Origin of the sequence: Paenibacillus sp. FSL E2-0177 (assembly GCF_037992975.1) — a bacterium.
Taxonomy (GTDB): Bacteria; Bacillota; Bacilli; order Paenibacillales; family Paenibacillaceae; genus Paenibacillus_AQ; species Paenibacillus_AQ odorifer.
In genome coordinates, this window is the sequence record NZ_CP150307.1 from 4,638,641 (window position 1) to 4,653,637 (window position 14,997).

Annotated in this window: 12 protein-coding genes; all 12 read right to left on the reverse strand. The window is 45.1% G+C overall.

The features are described 5' to 3' along the window. Positions 1-883: 883 nt before the first annotated feature. Complete coding sequence (locus MHI25_RS20715; RefSeq protein WP_076278179.1) at positions 884-2,431, reverse strand: MDR family MFS transporter; 1,548 nt, start codon at positions 2,429-2,431, stop codon at positions 884-886. Between the two features lie 40 nt (positions 2,432-2,471). Next, positions 2,472-3,143 (reverse strand): hypothetical protein, encoded by a 672-nt coding sequence (locus MHI25_RS20720; protein ID WP_280753041.1) that lies wholly within the window; start codon positions 3,141-3,143, stop codon positions 2,472-2,474. Then, positions 3,136-3,822: a hypothetical protein gene (locus tag MHI25_RS20725; protein ID WP_076305540.1), complete on the reverse strand. Its 687-nt coding sequence runs from the start codon at positions 3,820-3,822 to the stop codon at positions 3,136-3,138. The genes MHI25_RS20720 and MHI25_RS20725 overlap by 8 nt, the downstream gene beginning before the upstream one ends. Positions 3,823-3,834: 12 nt before the next feature. After that, positions 3,835-4,479: a YhbD family protein gene (locus MHI25_RS20730; RefSeq protein WP_076301777.1), complete on the reverse strand. Its 645-nt coding sequence runs from the start codon at positions 4,477-4,479 to the stop codon at positions 3,835-3,837. A 270-nt stretch (positions 4,480-4,749) separates the two neighbouring features. Continuing rightward, positions 4,750-6,597 carry a fibronectin type III domain-containing protein gene (locus MHI25_RS20735; RefSeq protein WP_340394148.1) on the reverse strand — a complete coding sequence of 616 codons (1,848 nt, stop codon included), beginning with the start codon at positions 6,595-6,597 and terminating at the stop codon, positions 4,750-4,752. Positions 6,598-6,921: 324 nt separating this feature from the next. Further along, positions 6,922-7,530, reverse strand: coding sequence for a 50S ribosomal protein L25 (locus tag MHI25_RS20740; protein WP_076130800.1), 609 nt, complete (start codon positions 7,528-7,530; stop codon positions 6,922-6,924). A gap of 210 nt (positions 7,531-7,740) precedes the next feature. Next, positions 7,741-8,706 (reverse strand): oligopeptide/dipeptide ABC transporter ATP-binding protein, encoded by a 966-nt coding sequence (locus MHI25_RS20745; protein ID WP_036685744.1) that lies wholly within the window; start codon positions 8,704-8,706, stop codon positions 7,741-7,743. Further along, complete coding sequence (locus MHI25_RS20750) at positions 8,699-9,682, reverse strand: ABC transporter ATP-binding protein (RefSeq protein WP_076130798.1); 984 nt, start codon at positions 9,680-9,682, stop codon at positions 8,699-8,701. The genes MHI25_RS20745 and MHI25_RS20750 overlap by 8 nt, the downstream gene beginning before the upstream one ends. A gap of 11 nt (positions 9,683-9,693) precedes the next feature. After that, positions 9,694-10,617, reverse strand: coding sequence for an oligopeptide ABC transporter permease (gene opp4C, locus MHI25_RS20755; protein WP_036685740.1), 924 nt, complete (start codon positions 10,615-10,617; stop codon positions 9,694-9,696). A 16-nt stretch (positions 10,618-10,633) separates the two neighbouring features. Further along, positions 10,634-11,587 carry an ABC transporter permease gene (locus tag MHI25_RS20760; protein ID WP_036685739.1) on the reverse strand — a complete coding sequence of 318 codons (954 nt, stop codon included), beginning with the start codon at positions 11,585-11,587 and terminating at the stop codon, positions 10,634-10,636. Positions 11,588-11,651: 64 nt separating this feature from the next. Next, positions 11,652-13,400, reverse strand: coding sequence for an ABC transporter substrate-binding protein (locus MHI25_RS20765; RefSeq protein ID WP_036685737.1), 1,749 nt, complete (start codon positions 13,398-13,400; stop codon positions 11,652-11,654). Positions 13,401-13,634: 234 nt separating this feature from the next. Beyond that, positions 13,635-14,537, reverse strand: a complete 903-nt coding sequence (locus tag MHI25_RS20770) for a winged helix-turn-helix domain-containing protein (protein WP_340394149.1) — start codon at positions 14,535-14,537, stop codon at positions 13,635-13,637. Positions 14,538-14,997: the final 460 nt, after the last annotated feature.

Sequence of the window (14,997 nt, forward strand, 5' to 3'; positions counted from 1 at the left end):
ACTATACGGTCCGCAACACACTTCATGCAGCTAAATCAGGAACTCTTCTAACGATAATACATCGCATTCCCTCATACTGTCTGACTCATTCTTGGATTCATCACATTTGCTCATGCTATCGGACTCAGATGCACTTATTTCCGGAATTCAACACATTTTCTCGTGCTATCGGACTCAGGTGCAGCTATTCACTCAAATATAGTCCAAATACGAGCATATGCATGCCGATAAGAGCTATACAGTCCGAAACTACGGCTAAGTAGCTCAAAAATCAGCAATAGTGACTATACGGTCCGCAACACTCCATCCATCATTCTTGGGCGCACTTCTATCTAGAATCCATCACATTTGCTCATCCTGTCGGACCCAGGTGCGCTTATTTCCGGGTTTCAACACATTTTCTCGTGCTATCGGACTCAGGTGCAGCTATCCACACAAATATAGCCCAAATACGAGCATATGCATACCGATAAGAGCTATACAGTCCGAAACTACGGCAAAGTAGCTAAAAAATCAGCAATAGCGACTATACGGTCCGCAACACTCCACGCATCATTCTTAGGCGCACTTCTATCAAGAATCCATCACATTTGCTCAAGCTGTCTGACTCATTCTTGAATCCATGACATTCCCTCAGCTATCGGACTCAGATGCTCTTATTTCCAGAATTCATCACATTTACTCAACCTTCGAACTCACCTCCCTTACTTCGAGGGTTCATGCTCATTTGTACTCCCAACCACACATAAAAAAGCAGCCTCTCAAATGAGAAGCTGCTCCATCACTTTACAACCCTAGTTTGTTTACAACCAATCCACTGCATTCCGCATAATGCGCACTACATTCCGCTCGTCATTCGAATGCCCGCGCCTTTCGCCACAGCCTAATGCCCAGGCGTCTGAACTTTCCCCTCCGCGGAGGCATCCATTTTCTGGCGCCCCATAAAAAAGGAGGCCAGCAAAGCTAACGCAGCAGGAATAACCGCCCAAGCGAAGGTGTTCGCAATGGAAGAGGAAAGTCCCTCTGTAATTTTGCTCAAAATTTCCGGTGGAATCAGTGCTCTAGTCTCAGGCGACAGCAGGGAATGCGGATCTTTAAAATCCATAACCCCAGCAGCCCCCGCAGAAGCAGCTCCTCCTCCATTTGCTGTGAGCAACTTAGTTAGACTGCCCGAGAAATAATGGCTTTGAATAATGCCAAATGTGGTTATTCCGATGGTCATGCCAAGCGAACGAATGAAATTCAGTGTTGCGCTGGCAGAGCCTCGTTGCTGCGCAGTCAGACCATGAATAGCTGCTGTGCTTAACACAGAGAAGGAAGCGCCAATGCCCAATCCGATTAAAATCATATACAAGGTAACCAAGAGACGTGAAGCTTCCGGAGTAAGCGTTGCTACCAGCCCTGTGCCGATCACCAAAAGTACAAACGTAGGAATCAGCAGATTGCGGTAACTGGTTTTTGCCATCAGGAATCCTCCCGTTGTGGCGGTAATTACTGAGCCGACCATCATCGGCAGCAGGACAAGTCCTGAATTGGTAGCCGAACCCCCTAATACACCTTGGATAAAGATCGGGATATATACGGAAGCCACGATAAATGCAGCACCACTAAATAGCGCGCACAGAATGCTGACGGCGTACAGTCTTTTTTTGAATAACGCAAAGGAAATGATCGGCTCTTTCGCTCTCGTCTCTACAAAAAGGAACACTGCCGCCAATATAGCAAACGCTGCAAATAAGCCGAGGATCATCGATGAGCCCCAAGCGTATTCTTTTCCACCCAGCTCCAACGCAAACATTAAGCAGATGACAGAGCCCAGCAATGTGCCCGCACCCAGCCAATCAATAGGTTGTTTGGAATGCTCATGTGACTCTTTATAAAAGAAAACGACCATCACAAAAGCCAACAGTCCAAGCGGTAAGTTAATATAAAATATCCACTGCCAAGCAATATGATCGGTAATATACGCGCCTAGCAATGGACCAAAAATACTCGATAATCCAAATACCGCACCAAATGCACCGCCCAGCTTGCCCCGTGTCTCCAGCGGTACGGCGTCGAACATTATGGCAAAAGCAATCGGCACTAGCGCGCCGCCTCCAATTCCCTGAATCGCCCGATAAGCAGCCAGCTGAGTAATCGTATCTGCCGTCCCGCAAAGCGCTGAACCCGCCATAAATACAATAATCCCAAAAACAAAAAACTTTTTACGCCCATACATATCAGACAGCTTGCCAAAGATAGGCATCCCCGCCATCTCAGCTACGAGATAAGCTGATGTTACCCAGACAAATTTGTCCATACCGCCTAGTTCCCCAACAATATTGCCCATTGCTGTAGCAACGATGGTGCTGTCCATGGAGGCCATCAGTATTCCTAACAGCAGACCTGCGATTACAATGCCCAGATTGGGCGCTTTGGCAGCACTCATTTATTCCACTCCCCATTGTCAAAAGATCTATAACTATGTGTTACAGCTTTACTTGATGCCTCACTATTGCATTCTTGTGAATCTCCAAAGCACTACGGTATTCCACAGTATCAATCTCACAGTCCACACCGATGATTACCCGATCTCCTCTGACAATATTTGCTTTTGTATTATTCAGCTCTATCGTATCGCCTTCAATGAGCCCAGCCTCAAAAAGCACTTTAGGATTCTGCTTCATCAAATGCAGGAATTTTCCGGTCTTGCTTTTTTTGATCGTTAAAGCACTGCCTCCAACCTCTTTCGCTCTACTTAGACCATATAAATTGATCTCCAGTTGCTCCGCACTTAGCAGTCCTGCCACATTGAGAGCGCCCGAAATACGCAGATGTTCACCTTCACAATCACCATTAACCTCCAAATTACCGTTAAGATGAATATCGTCGATTTTTACGGAGGCTGCTTTAATTTCACCCTGACCCCGCAAGGCATCCCCTTCAAGATTACCCATAAGTGTCATTTCGCCAGTTATTTTCATTTTGGTCATTAGCAGGTTTCCATCTACCCTGGCATTTCCGGTCAGGCTTAGCTTCTCACAATCTACATCCCCTGCAAAATGACCTTCCCCAGTAACCTTAATATCCCGAAAAAAGCCTCCCGCTGAGGTCGTTGTGCCCATTATTTTCAAATTACTCCGAGTTGTTTCTTCAGTCACCGATCTTCTCCACCTTTCCAACCTTTGCTTCAGGATGTACTGTGATCTGATCACGATACTCTATCCGCTCAACAGTACAGCCTGGACCTACAATCACAATATTGCCCCTGATAACATCAGCCGTTGTATATTCCAAATCAATAAAATCTCCTTCAATAGTCCGAGCCCGCAGCTCCGATCTTAATTTAGGGATGATTCCACTTAACATTTTGCTCCAGACTCCACTATTCGTTTGCCGGATCACTAGACTCTCCACACCAATTTCATGTGCCTTTCCCTGCCCTTGCAGTTTGAAGTCTACATGTCCTGCACTAAGTAAACCTCCGACACTAAAGCTTCCTTCCCCCGTAAAATCCTCAAGCTCACAATCACCCTTGATATTCAGCATTCCATGAAGAGTGCAGCTTTCTCCCCGAATGCTCTCTCCGACAGTAATCATTCCGTCCACTTTTAGAGAGTTAAAACGCAAATGGCCCAGCACTTTCATCGTTCCATTGCATTCCGCTTCTTCCGCCGAGAGATCATTCTTCAAATTCATATGCCCGTTTCCTTTAAAAATTCGTGTCACGATGGGTCCCGTTACTTTGCCTACACCATCGATTCGCACGCTGTTATAAGTACCTCCTGCCCCCCCGCTGACTCCGTTTATAATCAGATCCGGCAGCTCTCGTTTGTCCATTACACTAACCCCCTATTCAACAAGCTTAAAAGCAAGCTTACCTTTCAATTGTTCTATTACATCTGCACTTAGTATTTTACTGACCAGCTTTACCCCTTCATCGAACCATAACTCCGCTGGTGCCTGAGCCAGAATAAAGGATGACACCCCCATTTTGCGGATAAAAAATAACTCCCAGCTGCCACTCTCAAGATTGGAGGCTTTATCCATTAAGGTTCGAAACAGCAGCTCTGCTTCCTCCATACTCATCTCCCCTGCACTAAGCAGGCGATCTACAGCCAATAAATAAGTGAGTTGATCGAAGCTATATCCATTCTTGACACCGAGCCTCTCTCCAAATTTCGCCAGCGTCATCGACGAAACAATGTTACGTTCTATAATTTCCGCAGCAGATACACTTACTCTGTCAAAAGAAGCCTTATCTGATAGCTTATCAGCCATTTCATCCAAAGAAAGTCCATCTTTCATATTCACAATATTATCGATACGGGACAAAATCATGTCTTTTGGAAAAAAAGTCTCCTGTCCAGTAAACGTAGATTTACGGATAAACCATTCCTCTGGAATCAACTGCTTCCGCTTCCAGCGGTACAATTGCCCATAAGATATACCGGTTAAATCCAATAGCTGCTTCTTTGAGATCAAATCCTCTTCCATGCTTATCACTCCTTGAAGCCATCGTAACATAACACTGTTACGTTGTAAAACCAATAAATTAAACTCCCCTCATACCTACCTACGCTAGTAACCATCGTGTCCTAACGTCTCCCCCAAAGATTTTAAAGCATACCTTAAGAGCAGACCTCCGTCTTGAGAAGGATTTAACGGTCATTCACTATTTTTTCCACAAAAAAAGACTGCCCCCGCCGCTATAAATAGCAGCATGGAACAGCCTTCTCTTAGAATGATTTTTACGATCTGCAAATCTTACTGAACAAAAGTATAATGTGCTGAATCATATTGCGGGCCGGATTTTTCGTAAGTGAACCAGTACTCAATACTGCTGCCAGCGCTTAATCCACTCACCGTCTGCTTCCATGTTCCTGAGTTATTAGTCATCCTGTAATTAAGCTGGGAACCCCCGTTAATCTTGTAATGCACATCTACATAAAGGGCACTGGTTACAGGTGTAATATAGATACTCGCCTCTGTAGCAGAAAGTCTCGTTACCCCTGCTGTAAAGTCAGCCGTCACATGATCACCGCCTCCGCTGCCTCCAGTGGGATTAGTAGTAACTGTTGCGGTATTACTAGCGGAGGATAAATTACCTGCTGCATCTGTAGCTTTTACTGTAAACGTATAGGCTGTGCTTGGAGTAAGTCCACTAACAGTAGCTGTAGTTCCCCCCACAGTGGACACCTGCTGTGTTCCGCGATAAACAATATAACCTGTAACGCCAACATTATCGGTAGAAGCGGACCAGCTTAAGCTAACTCCTGTATCCGTCTTACTGGTTACCGTTAGATTAGCGGGAGCGGTTGGCGCGGTTGTATCCCCAGTATTACCACCACCCGTCAAATATTGACCTGTGAATGGATTAAACCGGTGCAGGGACATTATTAACCAACCTGTGCTGGAAACACAGTTTTGCTGCGCCATCACCCAATAACTGTTGCTGGACCCTTTCAGCGAGTAGGGAATACCCCCAAGCGAAGCACCGCTTGTGCCTTGTTTTTTAATAATCTCTGTATTAATAGCGTCTGCCTTTGAGGCATTGCCTTGCAGATAATAAGCGAGCGACATGAATGCGCTTCCTTCAAACCATACGTCAGCACCCGTATTGCCAATTTGATTTCCGTTATCGTCATACGCTGGCAATACTTCATCTGTCCAGTCAAAATCATATCCGGTGAGCGTATTCCCAGCATCATTGTAAGTAAGCGTCTGCTTGTAACGCGGATTCGCAAGTGTTCCCGGGGTGCCGGAGGCATTTTCCACATAGGTTAAGCTTGCGCCGTAGTTATGTGTTCCGGATACGCCTAAAGCTAATACTCCCCAAGGATTCACGTCTAAAGGTATTTTGGGGTCGATCAGATTTGTATCGTTTTTCCAGCCCCCCTTGAAACGTTTGACTGTGTCATCCCACACATAATTATCCAGGAAGGTTTTGACTCCAGAAGCCGCACTGTTATAAGTGGCTGCCTTTGAGGAATCCACCGAAGCATAATACTGCAATACCCGGTAAATATCGATATTGTGCTCGGTTGAGCTCCAAGGCTCATCGGAATTACTCCAACCACTCCATCCCCCTGCAATACTGCCATTAGCCTTTTTATACTGTAAACTCCAATCTAATGCTTTGAGTGCCATCGGACGATACCGTGAATCATTATATTGCTTCTCATAAGCCATAGCAGCCATTGCAATCCATACAACGGGTCCCACATGTTTACGGATTTCTTCTCCGAAGCCGTTGTTATACCAATAAGAATTCAGCCAGAAGCCTGATGGATCTTGAATGTCCCGCATTTTGTTCAAAACCTGCTCTGCCCGCGTCCGTTCACCCTTTACAATAAAGGCGATAGCTGCAACCGCTTGATCATATGTGTATACAATCTGTTTGGGGTTGTTTGGTCCCCAGAAATCTTCAAAGCTATCGACCAGTCCCTCAAAAGCATACCCCGCTGTTGCATCCTGCTGGGCCTTCAGCCAGATTAAAGCACGATTTGAAGCGTCACTTGCAGCATCTGCATTCGCTTTTCCACCAAAGGGTAGAGCTACCCCAAGCACCAGCAAACTTGTCATTAAGATCGAAAACAGCTTCCTCATCTTCATAACTTTCCTCCTCTTAATCATGATGAACTAGGCAATAAGAGTTCTTTGAAGCATAAAAACTAAAGCGTTTTCAAACAGCAACAACAGGGACTTTTGAATATTTTACCATGGTAATTGTCCTCATTTTCAGGCTTAGAAACCCGTTCGTCAACGATTTTATGTAAATTTTTAACTAAATGAGGCGAAACAACCAAAATTGCCATTTGAGAAATCATACGAAAGACCAGCATCATTTTTATGAATTCATATTTATGAAGACAAAACAAAAAGAGCAGACAGCTCCTTTATAAGGATTCTATCTGCTCTTTACTATTTATCTCTATACTATTCTGCTTTATCTTCGCCAGCAGTTTCAGCTACAGCGGGTTCAGCAGTATCTTCTTCTGTTGGCTCTTGCGCTGCTGGAGGTGAAATACGGACAATCAATGTGTCCTCAGGCGTCAATACTTCCCAGCCTTCATGCTTCGGCAAATCAGATACCAGCAATTGATCACCAATATCTAGTCCACTGATATCCACTTCAAAGGATGCAGCTATTTTATCTGGAAGTGTGCGAATATCCAGCTCATGCAATTCAATTTGTTGCACGCCGCCGCTCTTCACACCTACTGGTTCACCTGTAAAGTGGAACGCTACTTTTGTATCCAATTTGGCCTTCATATCAATCTGCTGAAAATCAATGTGCAGCAGTTGTTTGGAAATTGGCTGACGTTGGATTTCTTGAATAACCACGTTCTTTTTGCCCGAGTCTGGCAATTCCAAAGTAAGAACAGCCCGTGGGTTGCTGGCTAAAATACCTGAAATTGTCTTAGCATCCGCTGTAAAGGACTGGCTATCTGAACCTGCACCGTACACGACTACCGGTACAAAGCCTTTTCTGCGCTGTGAAGAAGTCGAGCCGGATCTTTCTGTCAAACGTACTGTTGTATTCACGATGATTCCTCCTAAGTAGGGATTTTATACTAGACCGATTAGATATGTACGCCTAACCTAACCACTCTCTAATTACCCCATTGACCTGGCTTTGAAACCTCTCACGACTTTTGAGCCCAGGCAAAAATAAGGTCAAATTGTATTATTATACAATTCAACATTAATTATTCATGTCTTAGGAGTAAATCATTGCTATATTTGTGACAACTATTAAACTAAATGACAAGCTACAAAATGGTTACTGCCAACATCACGAAATACTGGGATTTCAGATCTGCAAACCTCTTGCGCAAAGGGACAACGGGTATGGAATTTACAGCCAGAAGGCGGATTTACCGGACTCGGAATATCTCCCTTAAGTACAATTCTTTCCCTTTTCAGCTTTGGAATAGGAATCGGAACAGCCGACAGCAGCGCTTTGGTATACGGGTGGAGCGGATTCTTAAACAGTTCATCTCTTGAAGCCGTCTCCATCATAGAGCCCAGGTACATGACACCGATTCTTGAACACAAATGCTCCACAACACTCAAGTCATGGGAGATAAACAAATACGTTAACCCTCGACTCTGCTGGAGCTTACTGAATAAATTAATAATCTGTGCTTGGATGGAAACATCCAGTGCTGAAACTGGTTCGTCTGCAATGATCAGCTCAGGATTCAAAACAAGCGCACGGGCGATCCCAATCCGCTGCCGCTGCCCCCCGGAGAATTCATGCGGAAAGCGATCAATATGATAAGAAGATAACCCGCAAGCCGCTAGCGCTTCAAGCACCAGATCTCGCACCTCGGACCTTGAGCATAAACCATGATCCAGTAAAGCTTCACCAATGGCATCACCTATACGAACCCGTGGGTTAAGTGAGCTATAAGGATCTTGGAAGATCAACTGCATTTGGGGTCTAATATTGCGCAATTCAGCGGGCGACAGGGAGTGAATGTCTATCCCTTTGAACTTGATCTCACCTGCCGTTTTATCCGTTAGCCGTAAAATCGTCCGTCCGACTGTACTTTTGCCGCTCCCAGATTCCCCTACAAGCCCAAACGTTTCCCCAGGTTGAAGTGTGATGCTAATATCGTCAACAGCCTTTACATGCCCAACGGTTCGGTTAAGCAGCCCCTTAGTAACAGGAAAATATTTCTTTAAATGATTGACCTCAAGCAGTGCTTCAGGCATGAACAACCGCCTCCTCATACAACCAGCAAGCTACCTTTTGTCTGCTGGCCACCTCTTTAAGCTGGGGCTGCTGGCTGACACATACAGGCATGCAATGCTCACAGCGGTCATGAAAATAACAAGAGGGCACCAGCTCAAGCGGATTTGGCACTTGACCTGGTATGGAATACAGCTCATCCTGTCGCTGATTGATTACCGGCTTCGATTTGAGCAGCCCTTTTGTATAGGGATGTTTGGGATTGTTGAACAATTCAACAACTTCACCCTCCTCCACAATCTTTCCGGAATACATAACAATCACATAATCGGCCATCTCTGCCACTACGCCAAGATCATGGGTGATTAGTAGAATGGACATGCCCGAGCTATCTTTAATTTCACGCAGCATATCCAGAATTTGCGCTTGAATCGTTACATCCAGCGCCGTAGTCGGTTCATCAGCAATCAATAGCTTTGGACTGCAGGCAATGGCAATAGCAATCATAATCCGCTGCAGCATACCTCCACTTAATTCATGCGGGTAACTATCAGCAATTTGCTCTGGTCGTGATATGCCTACCTGCTTAATCAGTTCAATCGCCCGGATGCGCGCCTGTTTCTTGTTCATCTTCAAATGTACAATCAGCGGCTCCATGATTTGCTCACCGATCTTGATTACAGGATTAAGGGAGGACATGGGCTCCTGAAAGATCATCGCGATCTCATTCCCGCGGATGGTCCGCAGTGTGTTTTTGTCCATTTTCAACAAATCTTCACCCTGAAAATCAATTTTCCCTTGGGCTACCTTGCCCCCGGGTTCCTCAACAAGCCCCATGATGGACATCGCGGTCACGCTTTTGCCGCAGCCCGATTCTCCAACGATACATACCGTCTCTCCTTCGCGAACACGGAAGCTTACATCATCAACGGCTTTCACTTTTCCTTCTTCCGTGAAGAAGTATGTACTTAGACCGTCTATATTCATTAAATCACTCATCTGAGGGTCACCTACCTCTTCTGTTTAGGATCAAGCACGTCCCGGAGTCCGTCTCCAAAGATATTGATCGCGATCACTGTCGCAAAAATCGATAACCCTGGTGGAATCCACAGCCACGGCCGATCCTGAAAGTCGATCATATTATTCGCAGCATCAATCATATTGCCCCAGGTTGGAGTTGGCGGCATAACACCTAGTCCAAAAAAGCTAAGAACCGATTCACTCAATATAGCACCACCGATGTTAAGGGTAGCCATAACGATCAGCAACGGAACGATATTCGGCAGCAAATGATTAAATAATTTACGTCGATCACGGAGGCCTAATACTACCGCCGCCTGCATAAACTCACGTTCTCGCAGACTAAGCATTTGACCCCGTACCATACGTGCCATACCCGGCCAGCTCACAATACTAAGCATCAGCATAACGATATACATCCGATAATCCGTTGGAATCTTCCACTCCGATAATAACGCACCAAAAATAAAGAGCAGTGGCAGACTCGGGACCGTCAATAAAAGATCCGCAATCCGCATAATGATTTGATCGGCAATACCGCGGTAATACCCAGCAATAGCCCCCAGAAGAGCACCGATAAACACCGAAAGAACCATTGACGCTAGTCCCACGGTCAGTGAAATGCGCCCCGCCTGCATTACCCGGGTCAGAATATCTCTGCCCAATGCATCAGTGCCCAGCCAATGCTTCATATTGGGTGCCTTGTTCATCATAGCCATATTAATTTTGTTATCCGTATAGGGTGAGAACAGCGGACCAATAAAACAAAGCGCAAACATAAAGATCACCACCACAAATCCGGATACCGCCAGCTTGTTCTTCAGCAACCTCCGCATAGATTGCCGGAATAAAGAGGATTTTCCTTTGGTGGTCTGCGGCTTCGCGATCCCCGCTACATTACTTTGAACTGCCACGTCAGCTTCCTCCTCTCTATAGCCGAACTCTAGGATCGGCAATCCGGTACAAAACATCCGAAAGCAACGTTCCTATGACGGTAAGTATGGCAATAAACATCGTAAAGCCCATCAGTAAAGGATAATCCCTTAGTCCGAAGGACTGCATATACAGTTGGCCAATCCCAGGCCAATTGAATATTTTCTCAATAATAAGTGATCCGCCAAATAGTGCCGGAAGCTCAAAACCAACCAGTGTAATTGCGGGCAGCAAGGCATTACGTAAGGCGTGTGTAAAGAGCACCTTGCGTTCTTTCAGGCCTTTGGCGCGTGCCGTACGGATATAATCCTGTTTTAAGACATCGATCATATTACTGCGGAAATAACGGGTGAGCGAACCTAATCCCAGAAGGGTCATAACCACAACCGGAAGGGTCATATGCATTACGATCTCTTTAAAGTAAGCCAAACCCGTAGCATTACTACCCGTGGTGATTATTCCACCTGGAGGCAGCCACTTGAGATCGACGGCCAGGATTTTGATCAGGAATAAGCCTATAAAAAATGACGGCAGTGACATGGCTGCGAATATAGCGATCATTACGAGTGTATCGAACCAGGAATATTGCTTATAGGCAGAGATGACGCCAATAATGACCGCAATCACCCACGTCAGAAACGTAGATACGGCAGCCAGCAGAAAGGAATTCCAAATATAATCATTAAAAAGCTGCAGCACAGGCTTTTGTTGGGCTAAGGAATACCCGAAATCACCATGCAGCGCATTCTTCATCCAGATCCCATACCGTTCAAGCACAGGCTTGTTTAAGCCGTAGATTTCACGCAGCTCAGCTTTGCGTTCAGCGGTCAATTTAATATTTCCGGTTATGAAGTCACCGGGAGTTGAAGCATACAGACAGAAGATCAATAATGATGCCGCAAATAAGATGATGACCATGTACAACAGTCTTTTCGATAAATAAGCGCTCATGACAGACTCCTTATGATTCGTCCCCTGCCCTTGAATCCATTCAGGGCAGGGGACACTGGTTTATTTATTTCAGGCTCCAAGTTGGCAGACTGCCAGCAAGACCGATGAACGGGCTGACCGATAGATTCTCAATACGTCCGTTATAGGCGTATACCGTCTTTTTATAACTTGTAAAAATAATAGGCAGTTCATCATTGAAAAGCTGATACAGCTCTTTATATACCGCTTTGCGCGCCTCAATATCAGTAGTGGCCAAGGCTTTGTTGTACAGCTCCAGGAATTTCGGATTGTCATAATCCGTGATTTCTCCATCGAAGAATTGCATGAACCCGTCAGACGGATCAGTCAACATGCTTGTGGAGAAGGATACGAGATCGTAGTCCCCACCTTCTACTTTCGATACCAGTGAGTTAAAGTCTGCGAAAACCTCAGGCTGGAATTCGATACCCAGCGCTTCAAAATTCTCTTTAGCTACAGCGATGAAAATATCTGTGTTTTTACTCTTCGAACCGAGGTAATGGATGGACAGCGGTTTGCCATCTTTTTCACGGATACCCCCCGCGCCTACCGTCCAGCCAGCTTCATCGAGTAATTGTTTTGCTTTTTCCGGATCATATTTGTAAGGATTAATACCTTCCTCAGTGTAAGACCAGGAAATCGGCGATGCCGGGATGTTGGCAATAGACCCTGCACCTTGTGCTGCATCCACATAAATACTCTGACGATCCAAACCGTACACAATAGCTTGACGTACAAGCTTATCCTTGAGCTGCTCATGCTTCAGGTTAACTTGCAAGTAACCATAGGTGCTTGGAGTGTAAGGAATAATATTCACAAAACCGAGTGCTTTCAGCTTCTCGATATTCTCGTCTGTCGCACTAAAGGAAGCGTAGTCCACTTCACCAGTTTCTACGAACTGCCATACGTCGCCTTCCGTAGTTTTGTAAATGAAATGCTCCGTCTTTGGTTTACCTTTGAAATAATTCTCATTCGCTACAAAACGCACTTCTTGACCTGGAATAAATTTCTCCAGCTTGTAAGGTCCATCGCCAAGTGGCTTCTCATGCAGCTTTTTAATGTATTCAAGATTTCCAATTTTATAGTCCTTGCCATAGTAAGCTTTCGACAGTACATTCGAGCCGAGCTGTACCAGCGCCGTTGCGTTTGGTTGCTCAAGGGTTGCTGAGATCGTCTGTGGATCAATTACTTTAATGCCCTCAACTGTAGGGGATGTACCTTCCTTATAGGCTTTGCCGCCTTTAACATTTAGCGATGGAAGCTGGGAGCTACCGTCATACGATTTGTCGTATTGGATCGTCCATGTAAATGCCACATCATCCGCTGTTAACGGTGAACCGTCGCTGAATTTCAAATCTTTTCTCAAGTGGAAAGTGTATGTAAGCTGATCATCCGAAACATCCCAGCTCTCCGCAAGTTCCGGCGTTGGAACGCCTTTGTCATCAACAGTTACGAGAGAAGCGTATAGCAGTGAAGAGACATTGCCATCATAACCACTTTGTTGAAAATAAGGAGTGAACGCTCCGCTTGGGTCCGTAAGTCCGACGATAATGGTATCTGTACGTTTTTGGGCCACCGCTGGAAGTTTGGATAAATCCGTGGCAGTAAAAGGTTCGCTTAGAGCACCCGCAGGAACAATCTCTGGTGCAGTGGTTGCTTCCACATTGGTTGAATTGGAGCCTGCAGCCGCATTGTTTGCGGATGAGGATTCGTTATTACTGTTGTTAGCGCAAGCAGAAAGTAACAGTGACCCCGTAAGCAGTAATGAAGTGATTACAATCGCATTTTTTCTCATGTACCTATCTCCCTTTTCTCTCTGAATAGAATAATAACTATAATTCCTACCCGTTAAGTATGAATAACATCTGATGTTCATTATAGAAAGGTTTTTTAGTTCTGTAAAGAGAGAACTTCAAAAAAATTCTCCATAAACAGAATTAGGCGATAATTAAAATAAATAAAAAAAGCCAAAACCCTCTCTGCATAAGAGAAGTCCTGGCTTTCAGGCGGTTATATTTTTTAAAAATCATTATTTCAAATACTCGAATAGCTGCTCATTCATCCGATGAATGCCTTCAAGACGCAGACTGTATCCGGTGACATTCTCCCCTTCAATATAGGCATGAAGTAAACCTGCACAACGAAGATTAAAAATATGATCATGCACAATCCCCTTCGAGATCCCCGCATGCTTAACAATTTCGGTAAACGTCTTACGGCCACCACTAAGGGCTTGGAGGATTTTTAGCCGACTTTTTTCACTCAGACTACGGATCGCTCTGTACATAAAAGGGGAGATTTCCTCATTCTCCATCGATATCCACGCCGCATAATGGCAGATCGTTAATTCACCGTAGCAATAAATGATATTAGCAGGCTGAAAATGATACTGTGGAATCAGTACGAGCTTCTTAAGCCCATCCGTAGGCATGAAGTAAAATCCGTTGGTCGTCTTGTTCACGAAATCCGCAGTGTCCAGTCCATTAAGCTCCATGTTCTTCGAGTCAGCATGCTGCTGCAGTTTGCTCAAAATTGCAGGATTGCATTGGCTAAAGTACTGGCGGTTCCACTCGGAGAGCAAAAATACTACGCGGTTACGGTAATCCTCCATATGGCTTGGAAATACCTTTACATACTTTGATAAGGTCTCATATAACTCACCAATCGATAACCCTTCAATCCATTTCAACACACTGTCTACATCATCTTTAAATGGACAACAGTAAATGAGCAAATTCAACATTTTCCACTCATTGTTTAGTTCGGTTTCTTTCAAACGGGATAACAGCTCTTCACTGAGCGTGCTTTCAATTTCATTAGCCCACGCTACCCCTAAATCAATCTTCTTATAGGATTTTTTGCAGAGATAAGTATGTAAGCTGTTCAACAATTCATAAATCGATCCAAATTCAACCTCAACCTTGTATTCCACAATGATTCCTCCTGCTAGCGGTTCTTTTCAGTAGTGAGATATTCTCTTAATCTTATTGTATTATCCTGAGAATACGCAAGCTACTCTATAAACGGGAGTGCATAAAAATTCATTAGCTGCTGTTTCAGCACCGAATTTTCTGTATTGCACGCTGGTTTAGCTGTCATTTCCGCGAGCGTGGACGCTATCGGACTCTGTAGAGCTTGTGCGAATAGCGTCTGCCGTAGGCTTCAGCGCGAGATCAAGACTCTGCGCTATCGGACACAGTTGACCTTGTGCTAATAGCGTCTGCTCGATCCTTAAGCTCCAGCGCGAGATCAAGACTCTGCACTATCGGACTCAGTTGACCTTGTGCTAATAGCGTCTGCTGGGTCCGTAATCTCCAACGGGAGATCAAGACTCTGCTCTATCGGACTCAGTGGACCTTGTGCTAATAGCGTCTGCTGGGTCCGTAATCTCC